At 43.7% G+C, this 17,837-nt stretch carries 14 protein-coding genes and 4 tRNA genes; 8 read left to right on the top strand and 10 right to left on the bottom strand.

What is annotated here, in order from left to right; translation table 11 throughout:
• The first annotated feature begins 10 nt into the window (after nt 1-10).
• From HX743_RS01825 to HX743_RS01795, 7 genes are all read left to right on the top strand, one after another.
• Nucleotides 11-1,384 (top strand): AAA family ATPase, encoded by a 1,374-nt coding sequence (locus HX743_RS01825; protein WP_178318344.1) that lies wholly within the window; start codon nt 11-13, stop codon nt 1,382-1,384.
• 606 nt (nt 1,385-1,990) lie between these two features.
• Nucleotides 1,991-4,828: a monovalent cation/H+ antiporter subunit A gene (locus tag HX743_RS01820; protein WP_136144280.1), complete on the top strand. Its 2,838-nt coding sequence runs from the start codon at nt 1,991-1,993 to the stop codon at nt 4,826-4,828.
• Nucleotides 4,829-4,832: 4 nt separating this feature from the next.
• A complete protein-coding gene (locus HX743_RS01815; RefSeq protein ID WP_019836072.1) occupies nt 4,833-5,198 on the top strand; it encodes a Na+/H+ antiporter subunit C in 366 nt (121 codons plus the stop codon).
• On the top strand, nt 5,198-7,006 hold the full coding sequence (locus tag HX743_RS01810) for a monovalent cation/H+ antiporter subunit D (RefSeq protein WP_136144281.1): 1,809 nt from the start codon (nt 5,198-5,200) through the stop codon (nt 7,004-7,006). Before HX743_RS01815 ends, HX743_RS01810 begins: the two co-directional genes overlap by 1 nt.
• A gap of 2 nt (nt 7,007-7,008) precedes the next feature.
• Nucleotides 7,009-7,542 (top strand): Na+/H+ antiporter subunit E, encoded by a 534-nt coding sequence (locus tag HX743_RS01805; protein WP_136144282.1) that lies wholly within the window; start codon nt 7,009-7,011, stop codon nt 7,540-7,542.
• Nucleotides 7,539-7,814, top strand: a complete 276-nt coding sequence (locus tag HX743_RS01800) for a monovalent cation/H+ antiporter subunit F (RefSeq protein WP_004975880.1) — start codon at nt 7,539-7,541, stop codon at nt 7,812-7,814. The genes HX743_RS01805 and HX743_RS01800 overlap by 4 nt, the downstream gene beginning before the upstream one ends.
• 11 nt (nt 7,815-7,825) lie before the next feature.
• Entirely contained in the window at nt 7,826-8,224 is a 399-nt protein-coding gene (locus tag HX743_RS01795) for a Na+/H+ antiporter subunit G (protein WP_136144283.1), read from the top strand.
• A gap of 121 nt (nt 8,225-8,345) precedes the next feature.
• On the opposite strand, the gene HX743_RS01790 is transcribed toward HX743_RS01795, so the two are convergent.
• From HX743_RS01790 to tpiA, 10 genes are all read right to left on the bottom strand, one after another.
• Nucleotides 8,346-8,750 (bottom strand): ribosome-binding factor A, encoded by a 405-nt coding sequence (locus HX743_RS01790; protein ID WP_004975876.1) that lies wholly within the window; start codon nt 8,748-8,750, stop codon nt 8,346-8,348.
• Nucleotides 8,750-11,476, bottom strand: a complete 2,727-nt coding sequence (gene infB, locus HX743_RS01785) for a translation initiation factor IF-2 (RefSeq protein WP_178318343.1) — start codon at nt 11,474-11,476, stop codon at nt 8,750-8,752. Before infB ends, HX743_RS01790 begins: the two co-directional genes overlap by 1 nt.
• A 10-nt stretch (nt 11,477-11,486) precedes the next feature.
• A complete protein-coding gene (gene nusA / locus HX743_RS01780) occupies nt 11,487-12,971 on the bottom strand; it encodes a transcription termination factor NusA (RefSeq protein WP_178318342.1) in 1,485 nt (494 codons plus the stop codon).
• A 35-nt stretch (nt 12,972-13,006) separates the two neighbouring features.
• On the bottom strand, nt 13,007-13,531 hold the full coding sequence (gene rimP, locus HX743_RS01775) for a ribosome maturation factor RimP (protein WP_004975871.1): 525 nt from the start codon (nt 13,529-13,531) through the stop codon (nt 13,007-13,009).
• Between the two features lie 322 nt (nt 13,532-13,853).
• Nucleotides 13,854-13,930: transfer RNA gene (locus tag HX743_RS01770), tRNA-Met, on the bottom strand.
• A 240-nt stretch (nt 13,931-14,170) separates the two neighbouring features.
• Nucleotides 14,171-14,247 (bottom strand) — tRNA-Met (locus tag HX743_RS01765).
• Nucleotides 14,248-14,431: 184 nt separating this feature from the next.
• Nucleotides 14,432-14,508: transfer RNA gene (locus HX743_RS01760), tRNA-Met, on the bottom strand.
• A gap of 49 nt (nt 14,509-14,557) precedes the next feature.
• A tRNA-Leu gene (locus tag HX743_RS01755) sits at nt 14,558-14,642 on the bottom strand.
• Between the two features lie 53 nt (nt 14,643-14,695).
• Nucleotides 14,696-15,025, bottom strand: coding sequence for a preprotein translocase subunit SecG (gene secG, locus HX743_RS01750; RefSeq protein ID WP_004975868.1), 330 nt, complete (start codon nt 15,023-15,025; stop codon nt 14,696-14,698).
• Nucleotides 15,026-15,038: 13 nt separating this feature from the next.
• Nucleotides 15,039-15,830, bottom strand: a complete 792-nt coding sequence (gene tpiA, locus HX743_RS01745; protein ID WP_178318341.1) for a triose-phosphate isomerase — start codon at nt 15,828-15,830, stop codon at nt 15,039-15,041.
• A gap of 277 nt (nt 15,831-16,107) precedes the next feature.
• Here tpiA and pilB point away from each other — a divergent pair, with 277 nt between their 5' ends.
• Entirely contained in the window at nt 16,108-17,820 is a 1,713-nt protein-coding gene (pilB, locus tag HX743_RS01740) for a type IV-A pilus assembly ATPase PilB (RefSeq protein ID WP_178318340.1), read from the top strand.
• Nucleotides 17,821-17,837 lie beyond the last annotated feature (17 nt).

The following is a 17,837-nucleotide window of genomic DNA, read 5'->3' as shown; positions in this document are numbered from 1 at the left end:
CAGGTGCGCTATGAAAATTACATCGGTTCATTTCAGACACATCACCCATTTTGCAGATCTAAAACTCGAACTCAATTATCACGACCTGCCCATTACGCTTATTTTGGCCGATCAAAGTGCAGGTAAAACCTCGCTGTTACGGTTTAGTTATCAAGCACTGACTTGGTTTGCTGCTCGCTATAAAGACTTACGCACTGCGGGTTTGGTCATGCAAGATCAAGATATTTTATTCAATCGCTTGCAAGCTAAAATTGATGTTTGTGTGGAAATTCCAGCAGAAATAGGCAGTTTGGCAGAATCAAGCAACACGCAAATTGAAAGCACCCAACATTGTGACTGGCAATTATATAAAACCCTGAATAGTAGCGGCGTAGGAGTAAGCAAAGCAGAAACCGCCAAGCTTGAAAAAATGGTGCAGCTCTATCAACACGCCATTAAACATGACCCGATGCAAGGTCTACCGCTGATTGCCTACTACCCTGCAGAACGCTTCGTGAATGAAGTTAATTTACTCAATAAAAATAATCCGCTGATTTTACAACCTGGACATGCCTACGAAATTGCTGCGATTCCATTCACGACATTTACTCGTTTTTTTGAATGGTTGCGGGAAATTTCCGATATTGAAAATGCCCAAAGTGCGCAGCTTTTACACAAGCTATATCAGCAACAACAAAGCGAACTCGCACAAACCCTGAATCAGTCCTTATTGCATGCCTATACCCAAATGCATGCACCGAGTTTACAAGCACTGAAAGATGCCTTACAAATCGTGCTGCCTGAAATTGAAGACCTATATCTACAACATCTGCCTAAATTACAACTCATGGTGCGCTGTCAGGGCAAAGATATGCTGTATCAGCAATTGTCGAACAGTCAGCGCAACTGGATTGCTCTGGTAGGCGATATTGTACGTCGCCTCTGTTTGCTAAACCCAAACAGTTTGTATCCGTGTCGCGAGGGAGATGGTATTTTGTTGATTGACCAGATTGATCATCAGCTCGATCAACAACAGGCCGCACAAATACTGACCCGTTTACATCAAGCTTTTCCGCGCTTACAAATTATTGCCACAGGCAACCGCAGCGAACTTTTGGAACAAGCGGAACGCTTTCAATGTTTAAAACTGGAACATCAACAGCTGCATCCCATCGCATGGCAAAGTTTACAACCGCAGTTTGCAGAAATTTATGCTGATGTGCTAGAAACCACTCACACGACAGAAGACGTCAGCCTACAAGAACAAAACCCAACACAATTAGGCACGCCTGAAATTTTGCAGCAGATTCAAAACCATTTAACTGCCGAACAAAAACAGGAATTGCTGCAACGCTTACAGCAATTGGATAGTGAGCCAACACCTGATCAATTGCCTGAATCTTAATTGCCGAAGTCTTTCAACGCATACATGGGCAAAAAGCAAAGAAATACTTTATCCCGCATATAACAGACGGTATATAATGACTTTGCTGTATGCAAAAAAAATTGATGTTGTTTTATTCATGTAATAAAATCAGATTAATTTTGAACTTTTATAGTAAAATCCGATTTTGCTGTAGTTTTTAAAGTTGCGCAATACAACTTTTTTTATACCTTGAATAGTGTCTATTGACCTTTCAAACACGGTGAATGCTGTAAAAATGCAGCAGATGCAGATCAACTTCATCCATAGTTCAACTAGGTTGTAGATTGACGCATCTAAATATTTTTAACACAGCTTTAACCAAACCAAGCACAACCTTATTCGCTGCATCGTCAGCGAAAGATCAGCATATTTTTGCTGCTTGAGCCGCCTAGACATGTAAAATTATTTTTGCATGATTTTGTTTTGAGTTTAAGTTGCGACAATACGCTCATCAAAACAATAGACCACGTGTTTACTGACACGACTGATTGGCTTTCAAGATTGAATCTTTTGGATGGTGTGTTGCTGTCCTGTAATCCTTGGAAGATAAGATTCACCCTTTAGGTTTTCAACCTATTCACGACAATGGATATGAGTGTGCTACCGATTATTATATTGTTACCGTTAGTACTAGGCACAACCCTTGTCTCGTGGCTGAAACAATTTTCACGCGGGGTAACGGCTTTAGGGGCGATTGGCGTCAGTCTGAGTAGTCTTATTCTACTCCTGACCCAAGCAAAAGCAGTCTTTAATGGCGAAACGATCATTCAAACATGGTCTTGGCTGCCACAATTGGGGATTGATTTAAGCTTTCGTCTGGATGCGCTTGGTTTATTATTCTCCTTGCTGATCACAGGGATCGGCACACTCATCTTTATTTATGCCTATCATTATTTAAGTCCGCAAAACTCGCTCAGTAAACTCTATGTTCTCCTCATGCTGTTTATGGCTGCCATGTTGGGAATTTCGCTATCCAATAACCTGATTTTATTGCTGACGTTTTGGGAACTGACCAGTATCTCCTCTTTCTTATTGGTGGGTTATTGGAGCAATTACGAAGCGGCACAACGCGGATCACGTATGGCATTGACCATTACAGGTATGGGCGGACTCGCCATGCTCGGTGGTTTTGTGTTATTGGCGCAAATCACAGGCACCTATCAAATTGACCAAATCTTAATGATGACTGAACAAATTCAAAGTCATGATTTATTTGTGCCAACCTTATTGCTGATTTTACTGGGTGCATTTACTAAAAGTGCGCAATTTCCGTTTCACTTCTGGCTACCGAATGCCATGGCTGCACCCACGCCTGTTTCTGCCTATCTGCATTCGGCAACCATGGTCAAAGCAGGGATTTTCTTGCTGGCGCGCTTATTGCCAATTTTTGCAGGCGCAGCGTTATATCACAACCTAGTCACCTTTATTGGTCTGTTTACGCTCTGTATGGCAGCATTCTTTGCCATTTTCAAAGAAGATTTAAAAGGCTTATTGGCATATTCCACCATCAGTCATTTAGGTCTGATCATGTGTTTACTCGGCATTGGTTCACCGTTGGCAGTGGCTGCAGCCATTTTCCATATCATCAACCACGCCACCTTTAAAGCGGCACTGTTTATGATTGCGGGAATTATCGACCACGAATCAGGCACACGTGATTTACGTAAACTTAGTGGCTTATGGCAACTGCTACCCTTTACCGCTACCCTCACCATGATTACCGCGGCTTCTATGGCTGGCGTACCGTTGACCAACGGCTTTTTGTCTAAAGAAATGTTCTTTACCGAACTGGTAGCAAACTTATCTGGCCCTGTACTGTGGGTTTCTGCAATTGTTGCCACACTGGCTGGTATTTTTGCAGTGGCCTATTCAATACGTTTGGTACACGGCGTTTTCTTTGACGGTCCTATTGGTAAAAATGTACCCAATAAAGAAGCTCACGAACCCCCGTTTGGCATGCGTGCACCCGCAACTTTATTGGCGGTTTTATGTATTTTAGTCGGCTTGATGCCTGCCTTATTGGTCGAGCATATTGTCAATAGCACAACTCGTGCCAGTACCCAACTGTTACAGTTTGAAGGCACGCATCTGGCCATTTGGCATGGGTTCAATCTTCCCTTACTGATGAGTACAATTGCTTTGCTTGGCGGGATCATCTTTTATTTCTCGCTTGCCAAAGGTGGAAAAATTCGTCAAATTGACCTCGATCCACATTTAGGTCAATTCCAAGGCAAACTGCTTTTTGAATTATTCTTAAAACATTTGCTACAAGCTTCACGCAAAATCAAACGTAAAACTGAAAATGGTTCACTGCAAAGCTATTTAGTGTGGATCATTGTCTTTACAGTATTCATAGTCGCCCTACCATTATTCAATCAGGGCTTAACAACTGGTACACGCGAACTCACACATGCACCTATAATTGCCATTGTTTTATGGTTATTGCTGTTCTCTGCCTGTTGGATGATGCTGTGGTTCCACCATGAGCGCATCAAAGCTGTTTTAATCAGCGGTGCAGTTGGCTTGGTTGTCACCATGATATTTGTCGGACTGTCTGCACCTGACTTGGCACAAACCCAAATCACGGTTGATGTCGTCACCACTGTTTTATTGCTGATGAGTCTCTCCCTGCTCCCACAATTAACCCCTTATGAATCAAGCCGCTCACGTCGCTGGCGAGATGCCTTGATTGCGATTGGTGGCGGCATTGGTATCGGCTGGATTGCATGGCTGGTGATGACCCGCGACCATAATTCAATTTCATGGTTCTTTAATCAGCAATCCATTCCTCTCGGTGGCGGAACCAACGTGGTCAACGTCATTTTGGTAGACTTCCGTGGTTTCGATACCTTTGGTGAAATTGCCGTCTTGGGCATTGCCGCGATTGGTACGCTCTGTTTAATGGATGGTATGCGTGCGCACGGCACTATCATGACGCAAGGTTTAACCTACCGCTTTAATCCTTCACCGTTGATGCTGCGTATTACCGCCTCATGGATTTTACCTATCGCCCTTGTGATCAGTCTGTATATTTTCTTGCGCGGTCATAACTTACCGGGTGGAGGCTTTATTGCTGGTTTAATTACCGCAATGGCACTAATCATCCAATACATTGCGCTTGGTCAAGACCAGACCGAACAAATGCTCAAAGCCAAATCTGGGCGTTTATACGAGATTTGGATTGGTGTGGGTTTAAGCATTGCAGGTCTGACAGGTCTTGCCGCATGGTTCTGGGGACGTCCTTTCCTCACTAGCGCACATATTTATGTCAATCCTCCAATCATTGGTGAAATGCACCTCGCTTCAGCCGCCTTATTTGATGTGGGCGTGTATGTCACAGTGGTTGGCGCGGTTATGTTGATGATTTCGGTCTTGGGCGATTCACGTCACTCAGGCATGTCTGGCCCACTTCCAAAGGAATAATGCAATGATTAGTATCGAGTTTTTAATTGCGTCTGCCATTGGGATGTTAGTCGCGACAGGGATTTATTTAATTTTACGTGCCCGTACCTTTCCTGTTGTTTTGGGTTTAGCGATGATTGGTTATGCAGTCAATATTTTCTTATTTAGTATGGGGCGTATTCAGACCAATGCGCCTGCAATTTTGACTGAAGCCGCGAAAGTCTCTGACCCATTACCGCAAGCCTTGGTGTTAACTGCAATTGTGATTGGCTTTGCCACCACTGCATTTATTGTGCAATTGGCGTTGCGTAGCCGTTATGAAACAGGGACAGACCACGTCGATGCCAAAGAAGAATATCCACTACTTGACCCACGTGAGGATGAGCCATAATGACTGATTTCCTCCAATTTTGGCTACAGCATTCACCTATCTTTAGCATCTTAATTCCAACCTTTACCGCATTTATTTTGGTGCTATTAGGTAATCCGGGCTTTGGTTCACTCTCACATGACTGGCGTCAGCCATGGCGTCGTGGTATTAGTCAGATCTCTGCCACGCTCGGTTTAATCACTGCGATCAGCTATTTAATCCAAGTCAGCAGCGGACAAATTATTGTTTATAACTTGAGCGAATGGGCCGCACCATTTGGCATTGTTTTGGTGCTAGATCAATTGTCTGCCCTCATGTTGGTATTGACTTATTCACTTGCCTTGCCATTGCTCTGGTTTTCCAGCAAAAAATGGGATGAGCGTGGTCGCTATTTTCACACCATGGTGCATTTCCTGCTCATGGGACTTTGCGGTGCATTCCTCACAGGTGACTTATTTAACCTGTTCGTATTCTTTGAGGTATTACTGCTAGCTTCGTATGTGCTGTTATTGCACGGTCAAGGCAAAGCACGTTTTCAACTCGGGATTCATTACGTCACCATCAACCTATTAGCCTCTGCCCTTTTCCTGATTGGCTTGGGGATGATTTACGGCAGTGTCGGCAGTTTAAACATGACCGATGTGGCTCACCTGATTCCCCTACTCGATGCTGATGCACATAAAATTGCGGTGGCAGGTGGCTTACTGTTATTTGTGGTGTTTGGTATTAAAGCTGCCATGCTTCCTGTCGGTTTTTGGCTACCTAAAACCTATGCTGTGGCAACAACTCCTGTGGCAGCCTTATTCACCATCATGACCAAAGTCGGTGTGTATGCGATTTTACGGGTCAATGGAACCGTATTTGACGATGAACTGAGCCATAAAATCCTACAAGACTGGTTACTGCCGATTGGTCTGATTACCTCACTGTATGGGGTCATTGGCGCGATTGGTGCAGAGCGCTTACGTCGCTTTGTCGGTTTTATGATGCTGTCTTCAATTGGTACCATCCTGATTGCTATTTCAATGCTGAACACACAGGCATGGTCAGCTGCACTGTATTACTTGGTACACAGTACCTTAATTGCAGCGGCTTTCTATTTGCTGTGCGGTTGGATTACCTCACAACGTGGCGCATTTAAAGATCACTTCAACATTGCCCCGCAAATGAAGCAACATAAAATACTGGCTATCACGTACTTCATCATTGCCTTAATGATGGCTGGCTTACCACCGTTTAGTGGCTTTTTGGGCAAGGTCTTTATTTTGCAAGCTACTGCCAATATGGCGCATCAAGGCTGGATTATTGGCATCATTCTCTTGGTCAGCTTGCTCAGTATTATTGCGTTCACTCGTGTCGGCTTTATTTTGTTTTGGCGCGCGACCAAACCTGAAGATGATATACAAACTAAAGCCTATGACGAATATCAGACATTGCCTGCAATTGCTCCGCCCCGCAATGACCGTGTCATTTATTTGCTCCTGACGGGTTTAGTGCTGTACGTCGTATTTGCCAATCCAATTCAGCAATATATGCTGAATACTGCACAGCAAATTCAACATAATGCTGCCTATGAAGCACTGATTCTGAAAAAAGACCGTACTGGAAATGTGATTAGCGTACAACCTTATGATCCATTGTACTTACCTGAAACCAAGTACGGTGGCGAAGCAATCGATGCCAATGCACATCTAATTCCATACGTGATTCATCCAAATACCTTGGAAGGTGAACATATTTCTGACTATAAACAACGTCAAATTCAACAGCAAAATCGTGAGGAAGCGCAGCAACCTAGCGATACTCAACTCAAACCTGCGGAGCCCTAAACATGCAAAAAACGACATCGAAAACTTCGTTTTGGGACAACCTGCTGCCTCACCCATTTGTATCTGTATTAGTGGCACTGAGTTGGCTGATGTTGGCGCATAGTGTTTCTGCAGGGAATCTATTGATGGCACTAGTCTTAGCACTACTAATTCCTAAATTGATCCAGCCCTTTATCACGCGTACACCAGACATCAATTGGACTGCAGCCAGTCGCCTATTCTTTGTGGTGGTCTGGGATATTATGATTTCTAATATTCGTGTGGCTAAACTGGTACTTGGCCCGACAGATCGCATGCAGCCAAAATGGTTCCGTGTCCCTCTCGAAACACAACACGAACAGGTCAACAGTATTTTGGCGATGATCATTACCACCACACCGGGCACGGTCACTGCCGGTATCGACCAAGATCGTGGCGATATTTTGGTACATGCCTTAAACACTGAAGATGAAAGTGTAGATATTCAAGACATCAAAAATCGTTATGAAAAACCACTGATTGAAATTTTTGGTGCGCAGTCAGGAGAAAAGCAATGATGATTCTGCCTTATGCACTTGGAATCTGCATGGTTGCGATCACGCTTTCCATGTTTATGTGTCTATACCGTCTGATTATTGGCCCTTCTATTGTAGACCGCCTGTTGGCCTTGGATACCTTGTTTTTAAATGCGACCTGCTTGGTGGTGGTTCTGGGTATCTATTGGACCAGTACCTCATTATTTGAAGGTGCGTTATTGGTGGCGATGCTAGGCTTTGTGTCTACTGCAGCACTGGCGCGTTACTTCACCAGTGGTCATGTGATTGATTAAGGAGAATGAACATGCAATTACTCATGGAAATTTTAGTGTCATTCTTTTTAATTATTGGCGCATTTTTCATGTTGGTGGGCGGCATTGGCATGGTTCGCCTACCCGACTTATTTATGCGACTGCATGCCCCTACAAAATCCAGCACTTTAGGACTAGGCAGTTTCTTAATTGCAGCCATTATTTATGCGGCATTTGAAGGACGATTTGGCTTTGCAGAAGTATTAATCACCCTATTTGCGTTTATTACCGCGCCTGTTTCTGCCAATTTAATGGCACAGGCAGCACTGCATTTACGTTTACGTTCGATGAGTGGCAATGTGCCTGAAACCTTAGACCGTCCATTACCGTGGCAACGCCAACGTCGTAATTTACATCGTTATGAAAAAAAGTCCCATGATGATTTGGTCTAGAATATTAGTCAGGCATTAAAAAAAGCATCGTATCCGATATAACCTTGCTTACATTGCAAAAGCTCAAACATGATAGACAAAAAAATGCCACCCGAAGGTGGCATTTTTTATCATCACTGATTTATTCTTCATCTTGCTTAGGTGCTGCAGGAGGTAAATCTTTTACCGCTTCTGCAATCAAACCAAACATATAGTTACCATAGGCATTGGTTTTATCGTAGTGAAAACGCAAACGCGGGGTAATACGTGTCTTAATACGACGGCTTAACTCATGGCGCAAGAAGCCTGATGCTTTATTCAACACATCCAAGGTTTCTTTATTTGCCGTTTCGCTTTGCTCATCGCCTAATTCACGTCCCATGACAGTCACGTACACTTCCGCATATCCTAAGTCTGGGCTCACCTTCACTGCAGAGATGGTCACAAGACCACCTAAGCGTGGATCTTTCAGCTCTTGGCGAATCAGTTCTGACAGCTCACGCTGTACTGTATCCGCCATACGCTTCAGACGTTGACTACCCGCCATTAAAGACTCCGTTTAATCAATTGAACATCGTACACTTCAATCTTATCAAGTGGTTTGATGTCTTTATAGCCTTTTACTGCAAGACCACATTCCATACCTGCGCGAACTTCTTCCACCACGTCTTTATAACGACGAAGTGACTCAAGCTCACCTTGGAATACCACCACATCATCACGTAATACGCGAATTGGTTTGTTACGGTGAAGTACGCCTTCAAGTACCATACAACCTGCAGCTGCACCGAACTTACTTGAGTGGAACACTTCACGCACTTCTGCAACACCCAAAATAGTTTCACGGTGTTCAGGTGCAAGCTTACCGCTCATCGCATCTTTCACATCATCAATTAATTGATAGATGATGCTGTAGTAACGAATGTCAATACCATCGGCATCGGCTTTTTGACGCGCAGTATTGTCAGCACGTACGTTAAAGCCCAGTAATACAGCTTCTGAAGATTCTGCAAGCGTAACGTCAGACTCAGTGATCGCACCTACGCCTGAACCAATCACACGTACACGTACTTCATCGGTAGACAACTCGCCCAATGCAACAATCAAGGCTTCCAAAGTACCTCGTACATCGGTCTTCAATACCACATTGACAAATGGAACGTCTTTTTTGCCCATTGATGCCATGATGTTTTCAAGACGCATTGCGCTTTGACGCTCAAGACGTTTTTGACGCTCACGATCCATACGCGCATCGGCAACTTCACGTGCTTTCTTCTCGTCATTTACAACAAGAACTTCGTCACCTGCCATTGGCGCTTCAGGTAGACCTAAAATTTCAACTGGAATTGAAGGACCTGCAGATTTAATACGCTTACCGTTTTCATCAGTCATGGCACGTACGCGACCATAAGATGAACCTGCAAGTACCAAGTCACCTACATTCAAAGTACCGTTTTGTACCAGAATTGACGTCACTGCACCGCGACCTTTATCTACACGCGCTTCAATCACCACACCTTGCGCTGCACCTTCTTCAGATGCTTTCAATTCCATCATTTCTGCTTGAATTGAAATTAAGTCAAGAAGTTCATCAATACCTTGACCTGAATGCGCCGAAACCATTGCAACAGGTACGTCACCGCCCCATTGTTCAGGTACGATTTCTTTGGTGGTCAATTCATTCAATACGCGGTCTGGATCAGCCGATTCTTTGTCCATTTTGTTAATGGCCACAATAATTGGCGTACCCGCTGCACGCGCATGGTCAATGGCTTCTGCAGTTTGTGGCATCACACCATCATCTGCCGCAACGACCAATACCACGATATCTGTCGCTTTCGCACCACGTGAACGCATTGCAGTAAACGCTGCGTGTCCCGGTGTATCTAAGAAGGTGATAATGCCTTTATCGGTTTGTACGTGGTATGCACCAATGTGCTGGGTAATACCACCCGCTTCGCCTGCAGCCACTTTGGCACGACGAATACGGTCAAGTAATGATGTCTTACCATGGTCAACGTGACCCATGATGGTCACCACTGGTGGACGTGTCGTTTGAACACCACGTGCCTCTTCAGCAGCTTCAAGTAAGTTATCTTCAGCTTGCGTATCAGATACTAGAACTGGGTTGTGGCCCATTTCCTCAACTACAAGTGCTGCAACTTCTTGCTCAATCGCTTGGTTTTGCGTAACTAACTCACCCATTTTCATGAGTGATTTAATAACTTCGCGTACTTTAACTGCCATTTTTGCAGCCAAGTCCGCAACCACAATCGTTGCACCAATTTCAACATCATAAACTTGTTTTTTAACTGGTTTTTCAAAGCCGTGCTTGTTGGCTTGGCTCGTTTTCAAACCGCGTTTATGTGAGTTTTGGCTGAAAGACTGTTCTTCCTGACCACGACGACCACCTTTTTTCGGTGAACGTGTATTGGTGGTGCTGGTACCACGCTTGATTTCACGGTCTTCTTTGGCAAATGAATCTTCATAAGCCTGACCCACAAGACCAGCCGCCAATGGAGAATCATCTACCACACGAATGGTAGCGGTTGCATCTTCATTTGAGTATTTAGATGCCATCTGACGCATTTGCTCAAGCGTACGTTGCTGCGCTTCTTCAGCAGCTTTACGACGTGCTGCTTCTTCAGTCGCTTTCAACTGAGCTGCTTGCGCTTCACGCGCTTTCTTTTGCTCAGGTGTTTCAGTGACTTTCACTGCTTGCTTCACAATTGGCTTGTTGGTTGACTTACGTTTCACCACAACCGCAGCTTTTGCAACTTCTTGCTTGGCTGTTTCTTGCTTGGCTGCTGCACGCATTGCATCTAAAGCTTGTTTCGCTTTTGCGGCACCTGCTTGAGGCGCGTCTGCTTTCACTTTGCTCTTTTCTGCCACGTCACGTGCTTGCTGTTCTGCTTGCGCTTTTTCAGCTGCTTCCGCCTGTGCTTTTGCCAGTGCTTCCGCTTTAATCTGTTCAGGATCTGGCTTTACAAATGTATGCTTCTTGCGAACTTCTACATTAATCGTTTTCGCTTTGCCCGAAGTACTTGCCACTTTAGCGGTACTGGTGGTTTTACGTTTCAACGTGATTTGTCCTGCTTTACCCTCTTGACCGTGAACCTTTTTTAAATGGTTCACTAGGGTACTTTGTTGTTCCGTGGAAATAATATCGTCAGCGTTACGCTGTGGTAAACCTGCGTCACGAACCTGTTCCAGGAGTTTCTCAACTGGACGACCTACACTGAGCGCTAACTCTTTAATCGACTTGTCCGTCATATATTACCTCCTAGTTAAACCATGATTCGCGCGCTTTCATAATCAATTGACCCGCTTTTTCTGTACCTAAACCTTCTATATCTTCGATATCGTCAGTCGCTTGGTCAGCTAAATCATCAACTGTAATGACACCACGAGCGGCAAGCGCATAAGCGATCTCTTGTGTCATGCCTTCCATTGCTAGAAGTTCTTCACTCGGATCTTGGATATTTTCTTGCTGTTGCAATGCTTCTGCCAAAGCCACTTCTTTGGCACGGCCTTGTAACATTTCAACAAGTTCTTCATCTAAATCAATTTCGTCAAATGTTTCCGCAGGAACATACGCAATTTCTTCTAATGAAGTGAAGCCCATTTCTACCAATGCCATCGCCAAATCTTCAGCAATGTCTAGACGTGAAACAAACAAGTCTAAGTATTGTTGCGCTTCATTTTGCTGACGTGCGTGATACTCTTCTTCAAGCATCATGTTCAGCTTATAACCTGTGAGTTCAGAGGCTAAACGTACGTTTTGACCTTGTGAACCAATTGCACGTGCCAACTGATCGCTGGTTGCGAAAATAATGTCGGCAGTACGTTCTTCTTCATCAATCACAATACCCGATACATCGGCTGGCTCTAAAGCACTGGCGATATATTGTGCTGGATCATCAGACCACACCACAACATCAATACGCTCACCATTTAACTCTTGCTGTACCGCTTGGATACGTGTACCACGCATACCAATACATGCACCTACAGGGTCAATACGATGGTCGTTGGTTTTTACTGCAATTTTTGCACGTACACCTGGCTGACGCGCTGCGGCTTTAATTTCGATGATTTCTTCAGAAATTTCTGGAATTTCTTTTTTCATCAACGCAATCAGCATTTCAGGCTTAGCACGTGACAACAACAATTGTGCACCACGACCTTCACGGTTCACACTGTACAAAATTGCATTCACACGCTGCTTAGGACGCAAAATCTCTTTGGCAATCATTTCTTCACGCGCCAAATATGCTTCTGCATTGTCGCCTAAATCAATAATAAAGCCATCTTTGGTTTGCTTTTTCACTTCACCGTAAATCAGCTCGCCTACTTTAGCTTCATAAGCATCTGCAACCAACGCGCGTTCTGCTTCACGAATTTTTTGCACAATCACTTGCTTGGCAATTTGCGCAGCAATACGACCGAAGTCAATTGACTCAACTTCAAGTTCGCGAATATCACCAATTGACCACTTTGCAGGATCTACATCAGAAATTGCATCTTGGCATGCAGGCATTTCATGATCTTCATCTGCCACCACTTCCCACTGACGGAAAGTTCTGTAGTCACCTGTTTTACGATCAATTTCCACACGTAAGCGTGCTTCTTCTGAGTTTGTGCCTTCGTAGAATTTCTTTTTCGTCGCAGCAACAAGAGCCTGTTCAAGCGCCTCAAAAATTGCCTCACGACTTACACCTTTTTCGTTACTAACCGTTTCAACGACGGTAAGAATTTCACGTGCCATAAGTCACCTATTCGTTCAGATTCTTATTAATTTGATTAATCTTGGTAAATCAGGTTTGCTTTATCAATATTGTGACTGTCAATCTCCAATACCTGCTGTTTTTCCACTTCGACCTGAATGGTTTCATTTTCCAGATCTACAGCAACCAATTTCGCTTGAAATTTACGACGGTTTTCTACAGCACTGATTAAACGTAACGCAATGGTTTGCCCAATATATGCAGGCAATTGCTCTAATTGGAAAAATGGACGATCCCAACCCGGTGATGACACTTCAAGCGCATATTCACCTGAAATTGGATCATGCACATCAAGCATTGCACCAACTTGCTGGGTTACACGTACACAATCTTGTACACCAATACCGCGACCTTGCTCTAATTCGCCATCTTCATTTAAGACAGGTTCTGCATTTTCATCGACAGCTTTGTCGATATAAATACGTAACAAAGAACGCTTACCTTGTGGAATAAACTCGATTCCCCAAAGATCCACATCACATGCTTGCACTGCTGGCGCAATTAAGTCCTGAAGTGCTTGAGTTTTATTTGATAGCTTCATTTACTCTCGTCATTCTGCTGCGGTTCAATGGTCTTATTTGACCACTACACATTCATACAAACTATAGTAGTAGTGAAACATGACACTTTGACTTTAGGCCGCGCACGGCTTGTATCGACACTACACGATAGCCAATAAAAAAGGGCGTAATCGCCCCTATTCTTGCACAGTAAAACCAATATCCACTGTGCAAAAAGGCCCACCTAGTTGTGAGCCTCTTTAGAAACTTGGTTGCGGGGATTAGACTAAATCTAACCATCTTTGCTAGTTTATTATGCTGAATTCAATCAACTAAAACTAACGTACCACACCATTAGAAACTTGGTAGCGGGAGCTGGATTTGAACCAACGACCTTCGGGTTATGAGCCCGACGAGCTACCAGACTGCTCCATCCCGCATCAACGTGCAAAAATTATATACAAATATGAATAAGTTTTCAATCAAACTTAGCATTTTTGCCTGACTTAAGTTGCACCTTAGTCAGTATAAAGCGTAAAACTCATATTAGAGCATAATCACACTTTTAAAATATTGGTAGCGGAAGCTAGATTTAGCCAACCACCTTCGCCAAGTTATCAAGAGTTGAGCCCGACGGACAAGCAACCAATCAAAACAGGCATTACCAAACCATTAAAAAATGGTAGCGGGAGCTGGATTTGAACCAACGACCTTCGGGTTATGAGCCCGACGAGCTACCAGACTGCTCCATCCCGCAACAACATGTAAATACTTATCTCAACCTAAAATAATTTAAGTTGCCTACGCTTAATTCACGATAAGCTTAGGATTGATTGGTAGCGGGAGCTGGATTTGAACCAACGACCTTCGCCAAGTTATCAAGAGTTGAGCCCGACGGACAGTCAACTAATCAAAACAGGCATTACCAAACCACTAAAAAATGGTAGCGGGAGCTGGATTTGAACCAACGACCTTCGGGTTATGAGCCCGACGAGCTACCAGACTGCTCCATCCCGCATCAACAGATTTGCTGCTTAACACCAACTTATGTTTTCTGGATTATAAGTTGGTGCGGAAGGGGGGACTTGAACCCCCACGCCCGAAAGCACTACCACCTCAAGGTAGCGTGTCTACCAATTCCACCACCACCGCAGCTGTGACGCATTCTAGTCGCATCATGCGAAAAAAGAAAGTGCTAAATAAAATTATTCAGCGCTTTTAGGCGCAGTTGGTGAAGTTTCAGGCGATACAGGCTGTGCAGGTGCAGTCGTTTGTACAGTCTGCAAACTATATGCGCCTGTGGTTTGTTTCTTGGCAAACACCGCTAAAGTTAAACTGGTTGCAAAAAACAAGGCTGTTAAAATTGCCGTTAAACGGGTTAAAAAGTTGCCTGAACCTGACGCACCAAATACGGTTGCCGCACCACCGCCACCAAAAGAAGCACCTGCATCTGCACCTTTACCATGCTGAACCAAAATTAGTCCAATCATTAAAATGGCTAAGATAATATGTACTACCAGCACAAATGTTTGCATGCTGAACTCCTCATTATTGTGTATTTGCAAAGGCTTGCGCAATTTGATGGAACGATGCCGCATTTAAAGATGCACCACCGACCAAAGCACCATTAATGTCTGGGCAGGCTGCTAACTCTACGGCATTTTCTGGTTTTACACTACCACCATATAAAATCGGTAGAGTCACAGCATAAGCGGTGATTTGGCTTAAACCTTCACGGATTTTTGCATGCATGCTTTGCGCATCTTCAGGTGATGCGGTCTTGCCTGTGCCAATTGCCCAAATAGGTTCATAGGCAATCACAATCTGTTGCCATTGCTCAGCCTCAACCACGGCAGCAATATCACAAATTTGTTGCAAAACAACTTGCTCTGCCTGACCACTTTCACGTTGTTGCAGACTTTCACCCACACAATAAATAACTGTCAAACCTGCCTGCAAGGCATTTTTAACTTTTTCTTTCAAAATGCTTGGTGTGTCTGCAAAAAGTTCACGACGTTCTGAATGCCCAACCAATACATAATCAATTTGACTGTCTTTCAGCAATTCTGCACTGACTTCGCCCGTATAGGCACCCATACCCGCAATACGGGAAAGGTCTTGTGCAACGGTATAGACAGGACGTACTGCTTCGCTCAATGCAGCTTGAATTTGTGTCAAAGCCAAAGTGACAGGTGCAATCCCCAAATGACACTTTTCAGCCTCTACAGGGCTGTCTTGTAATAATGTTTTAAATTCAGAAATAAGTTGCTGAGCATCGGCATGCATCGGATTCATCTTCCAATTGCCAACCACCCAAGGCTTAATCGTCGTAGCCGACATAGAATAACCTACAAAAACAATTCATTTAATCGCGCACATTCTACACGCAAATCACATTTCTGCTGAGTTTTTTGTGCAAGCTTTGCATCAAACTGCTGCATGAAGTATCTTTTCATGGCAGGACTTACAATTTTTTTAGCAGATTAATGTAACTGGTTCATGCTTTTAGGCGATACTTAGGTGGTGACAGCACTTTCAGATATGGTATTTTTGTGCAACAAAAGTATAATTTTAAGATACCAATTATAAACAATCTTGATTTTGAGGACGTTGGGGAATGTCAGTACAACAAGCTACACCTAGATTTACAGGTTTTATTCGACGCTTGGTCGAAGATGGGCTCGTTTCTGCTGAAAATATGCAAACTGCCATTAAAGCCGCACAAAAAGATAATGTTGATATTGTTCCCTATCTCATTCAAAACCTAAATATCGCGCCTTTAATCATTGCTGAAAAAATTTCTAATGAGTTTGGCGAACCTATTTTTGATTTAAGCGTGTATGACTCTGCGCTCATCGTGCGTGAAGGCATTGATGAAAAACTGTTCAGCAAATATTGCATATTGCCTATTTTTAAACGCAATCATCTGCTTTATGTTGCAACCAGTAACCCGACCAATATCGAAGCAATGGATGCCATTCGTTTCAACAGTAAAATGAATATTGAAGCCATTGTGGTCGAACACGATAAATTGGTAAAACTGATTGAACAAAACTTTGCGAGTGAGTCTGCTTTTGAATTTGAAGATGATGACTTCGATCTCAACTTTGAAGAGGGTAACAGCGAACCAGAACAAGCTGCAGAAGATGAACCGCAGGGTGATGAATCCCCAATTGTTAAATACATCAACAAATTACTGATTGATGCAATTCGCATGGGTGCTTCGGACTTACACTTTGAACCGTATGAAAAAACCTATCGAGTGCGTTACCGTGTCGATGGTGTATTACGTCAAATTGCCACCCCACCCTTACAGTTAGCTAACCGCTTGGCATCACGTTTAAAAGTGATGTCCCAAATGGACATTTCTGAAAAGCGTGTCCCGCAAGATGGTCGTATTAAATTAAAACTATCTAAAAATAAATCCATCGACTTCCGTGTGAACTCGTTGCCAACATTGTTCGGTGAAAAAATCGTACTGCGTATTCTTGACCCATCTAGCGCGATGCTTGGGATTGACGCTTTGGGCTATGAACCAGAACAAAAAGAATTGTTCATGGAAGCCTTAGAAAAACCGCAAGGCATGTTACTGATTACAGGTCCAACGGGTTCGGGTAAAACGGTATCGCTATATACAGGCTTAAATATCTTAAACAGAGAAGATACCAACATTTCCACTGCCGAAGACCCTGTGGAAATTAACTTAGAAGGCATCAACCAGGTTAACGTCAACAATAAAGTGGGCTTAACCTTCGCTGCCGCTCTGAAATCTTTCTTACGTCAAGACCCTGATATTGTCATGGTGGGTGAGATTCGTGACCTTGAAACTGCAGAAATTGCAATTAAAGCAGCCCAAACAGGTCACATGGTTTTATCTACCCTCCACACCAACAGTGCGCCAGAAACTTTAACGCGTTTACGCAATATGGGCGTTCCTTCCTTTAACATCGCAACTTCGGTAAACCTCGTCATTGCACAGCGTTTGGCACGACGCCTATGCCCGCATTGCAAAGCTCCTTCCGATATTCCAAAACAAAGCTTATTGGAAATGGGCTTTACTGAAGCCGATTTGAGCAATCCAGAATTTCAGGTCTATCAACCTGTAGGCTGTTCTGAATGCCGTGAAGGTTATAAAGGACGTGTTGGTGTTTATGAAGTGATGAAAGTCACACCAGAAATTTCTAGAATTATTATGGAGGATGGTAATGCCATCCAAATTGCTGATGCGTCAGCAAAATCGGGGTTTAACAATCTGCGTCGTTCGGGGTTACTTAAGGTCATGCAGGGGGTGACTTCATTGCAAGAAGTCAATCGTGTGACCAGTGAATAGTTGTAAAATTTAAAATA

The organism is Acinetobacter sp. Swhac1, assembly GCF_013390985.1.
GTDB lineage: Bacteria > Pseudomonadota > Gammaproteobacteria > Pseudomonadales > Moraxellaceae > Acinetobacter > Acinetobacter towneri.
The sequence above is the reverse complement of the archived record's forward strand: the minus strand, read 5'-3'. Positions and strand labels throughout refer to the sequence as shown.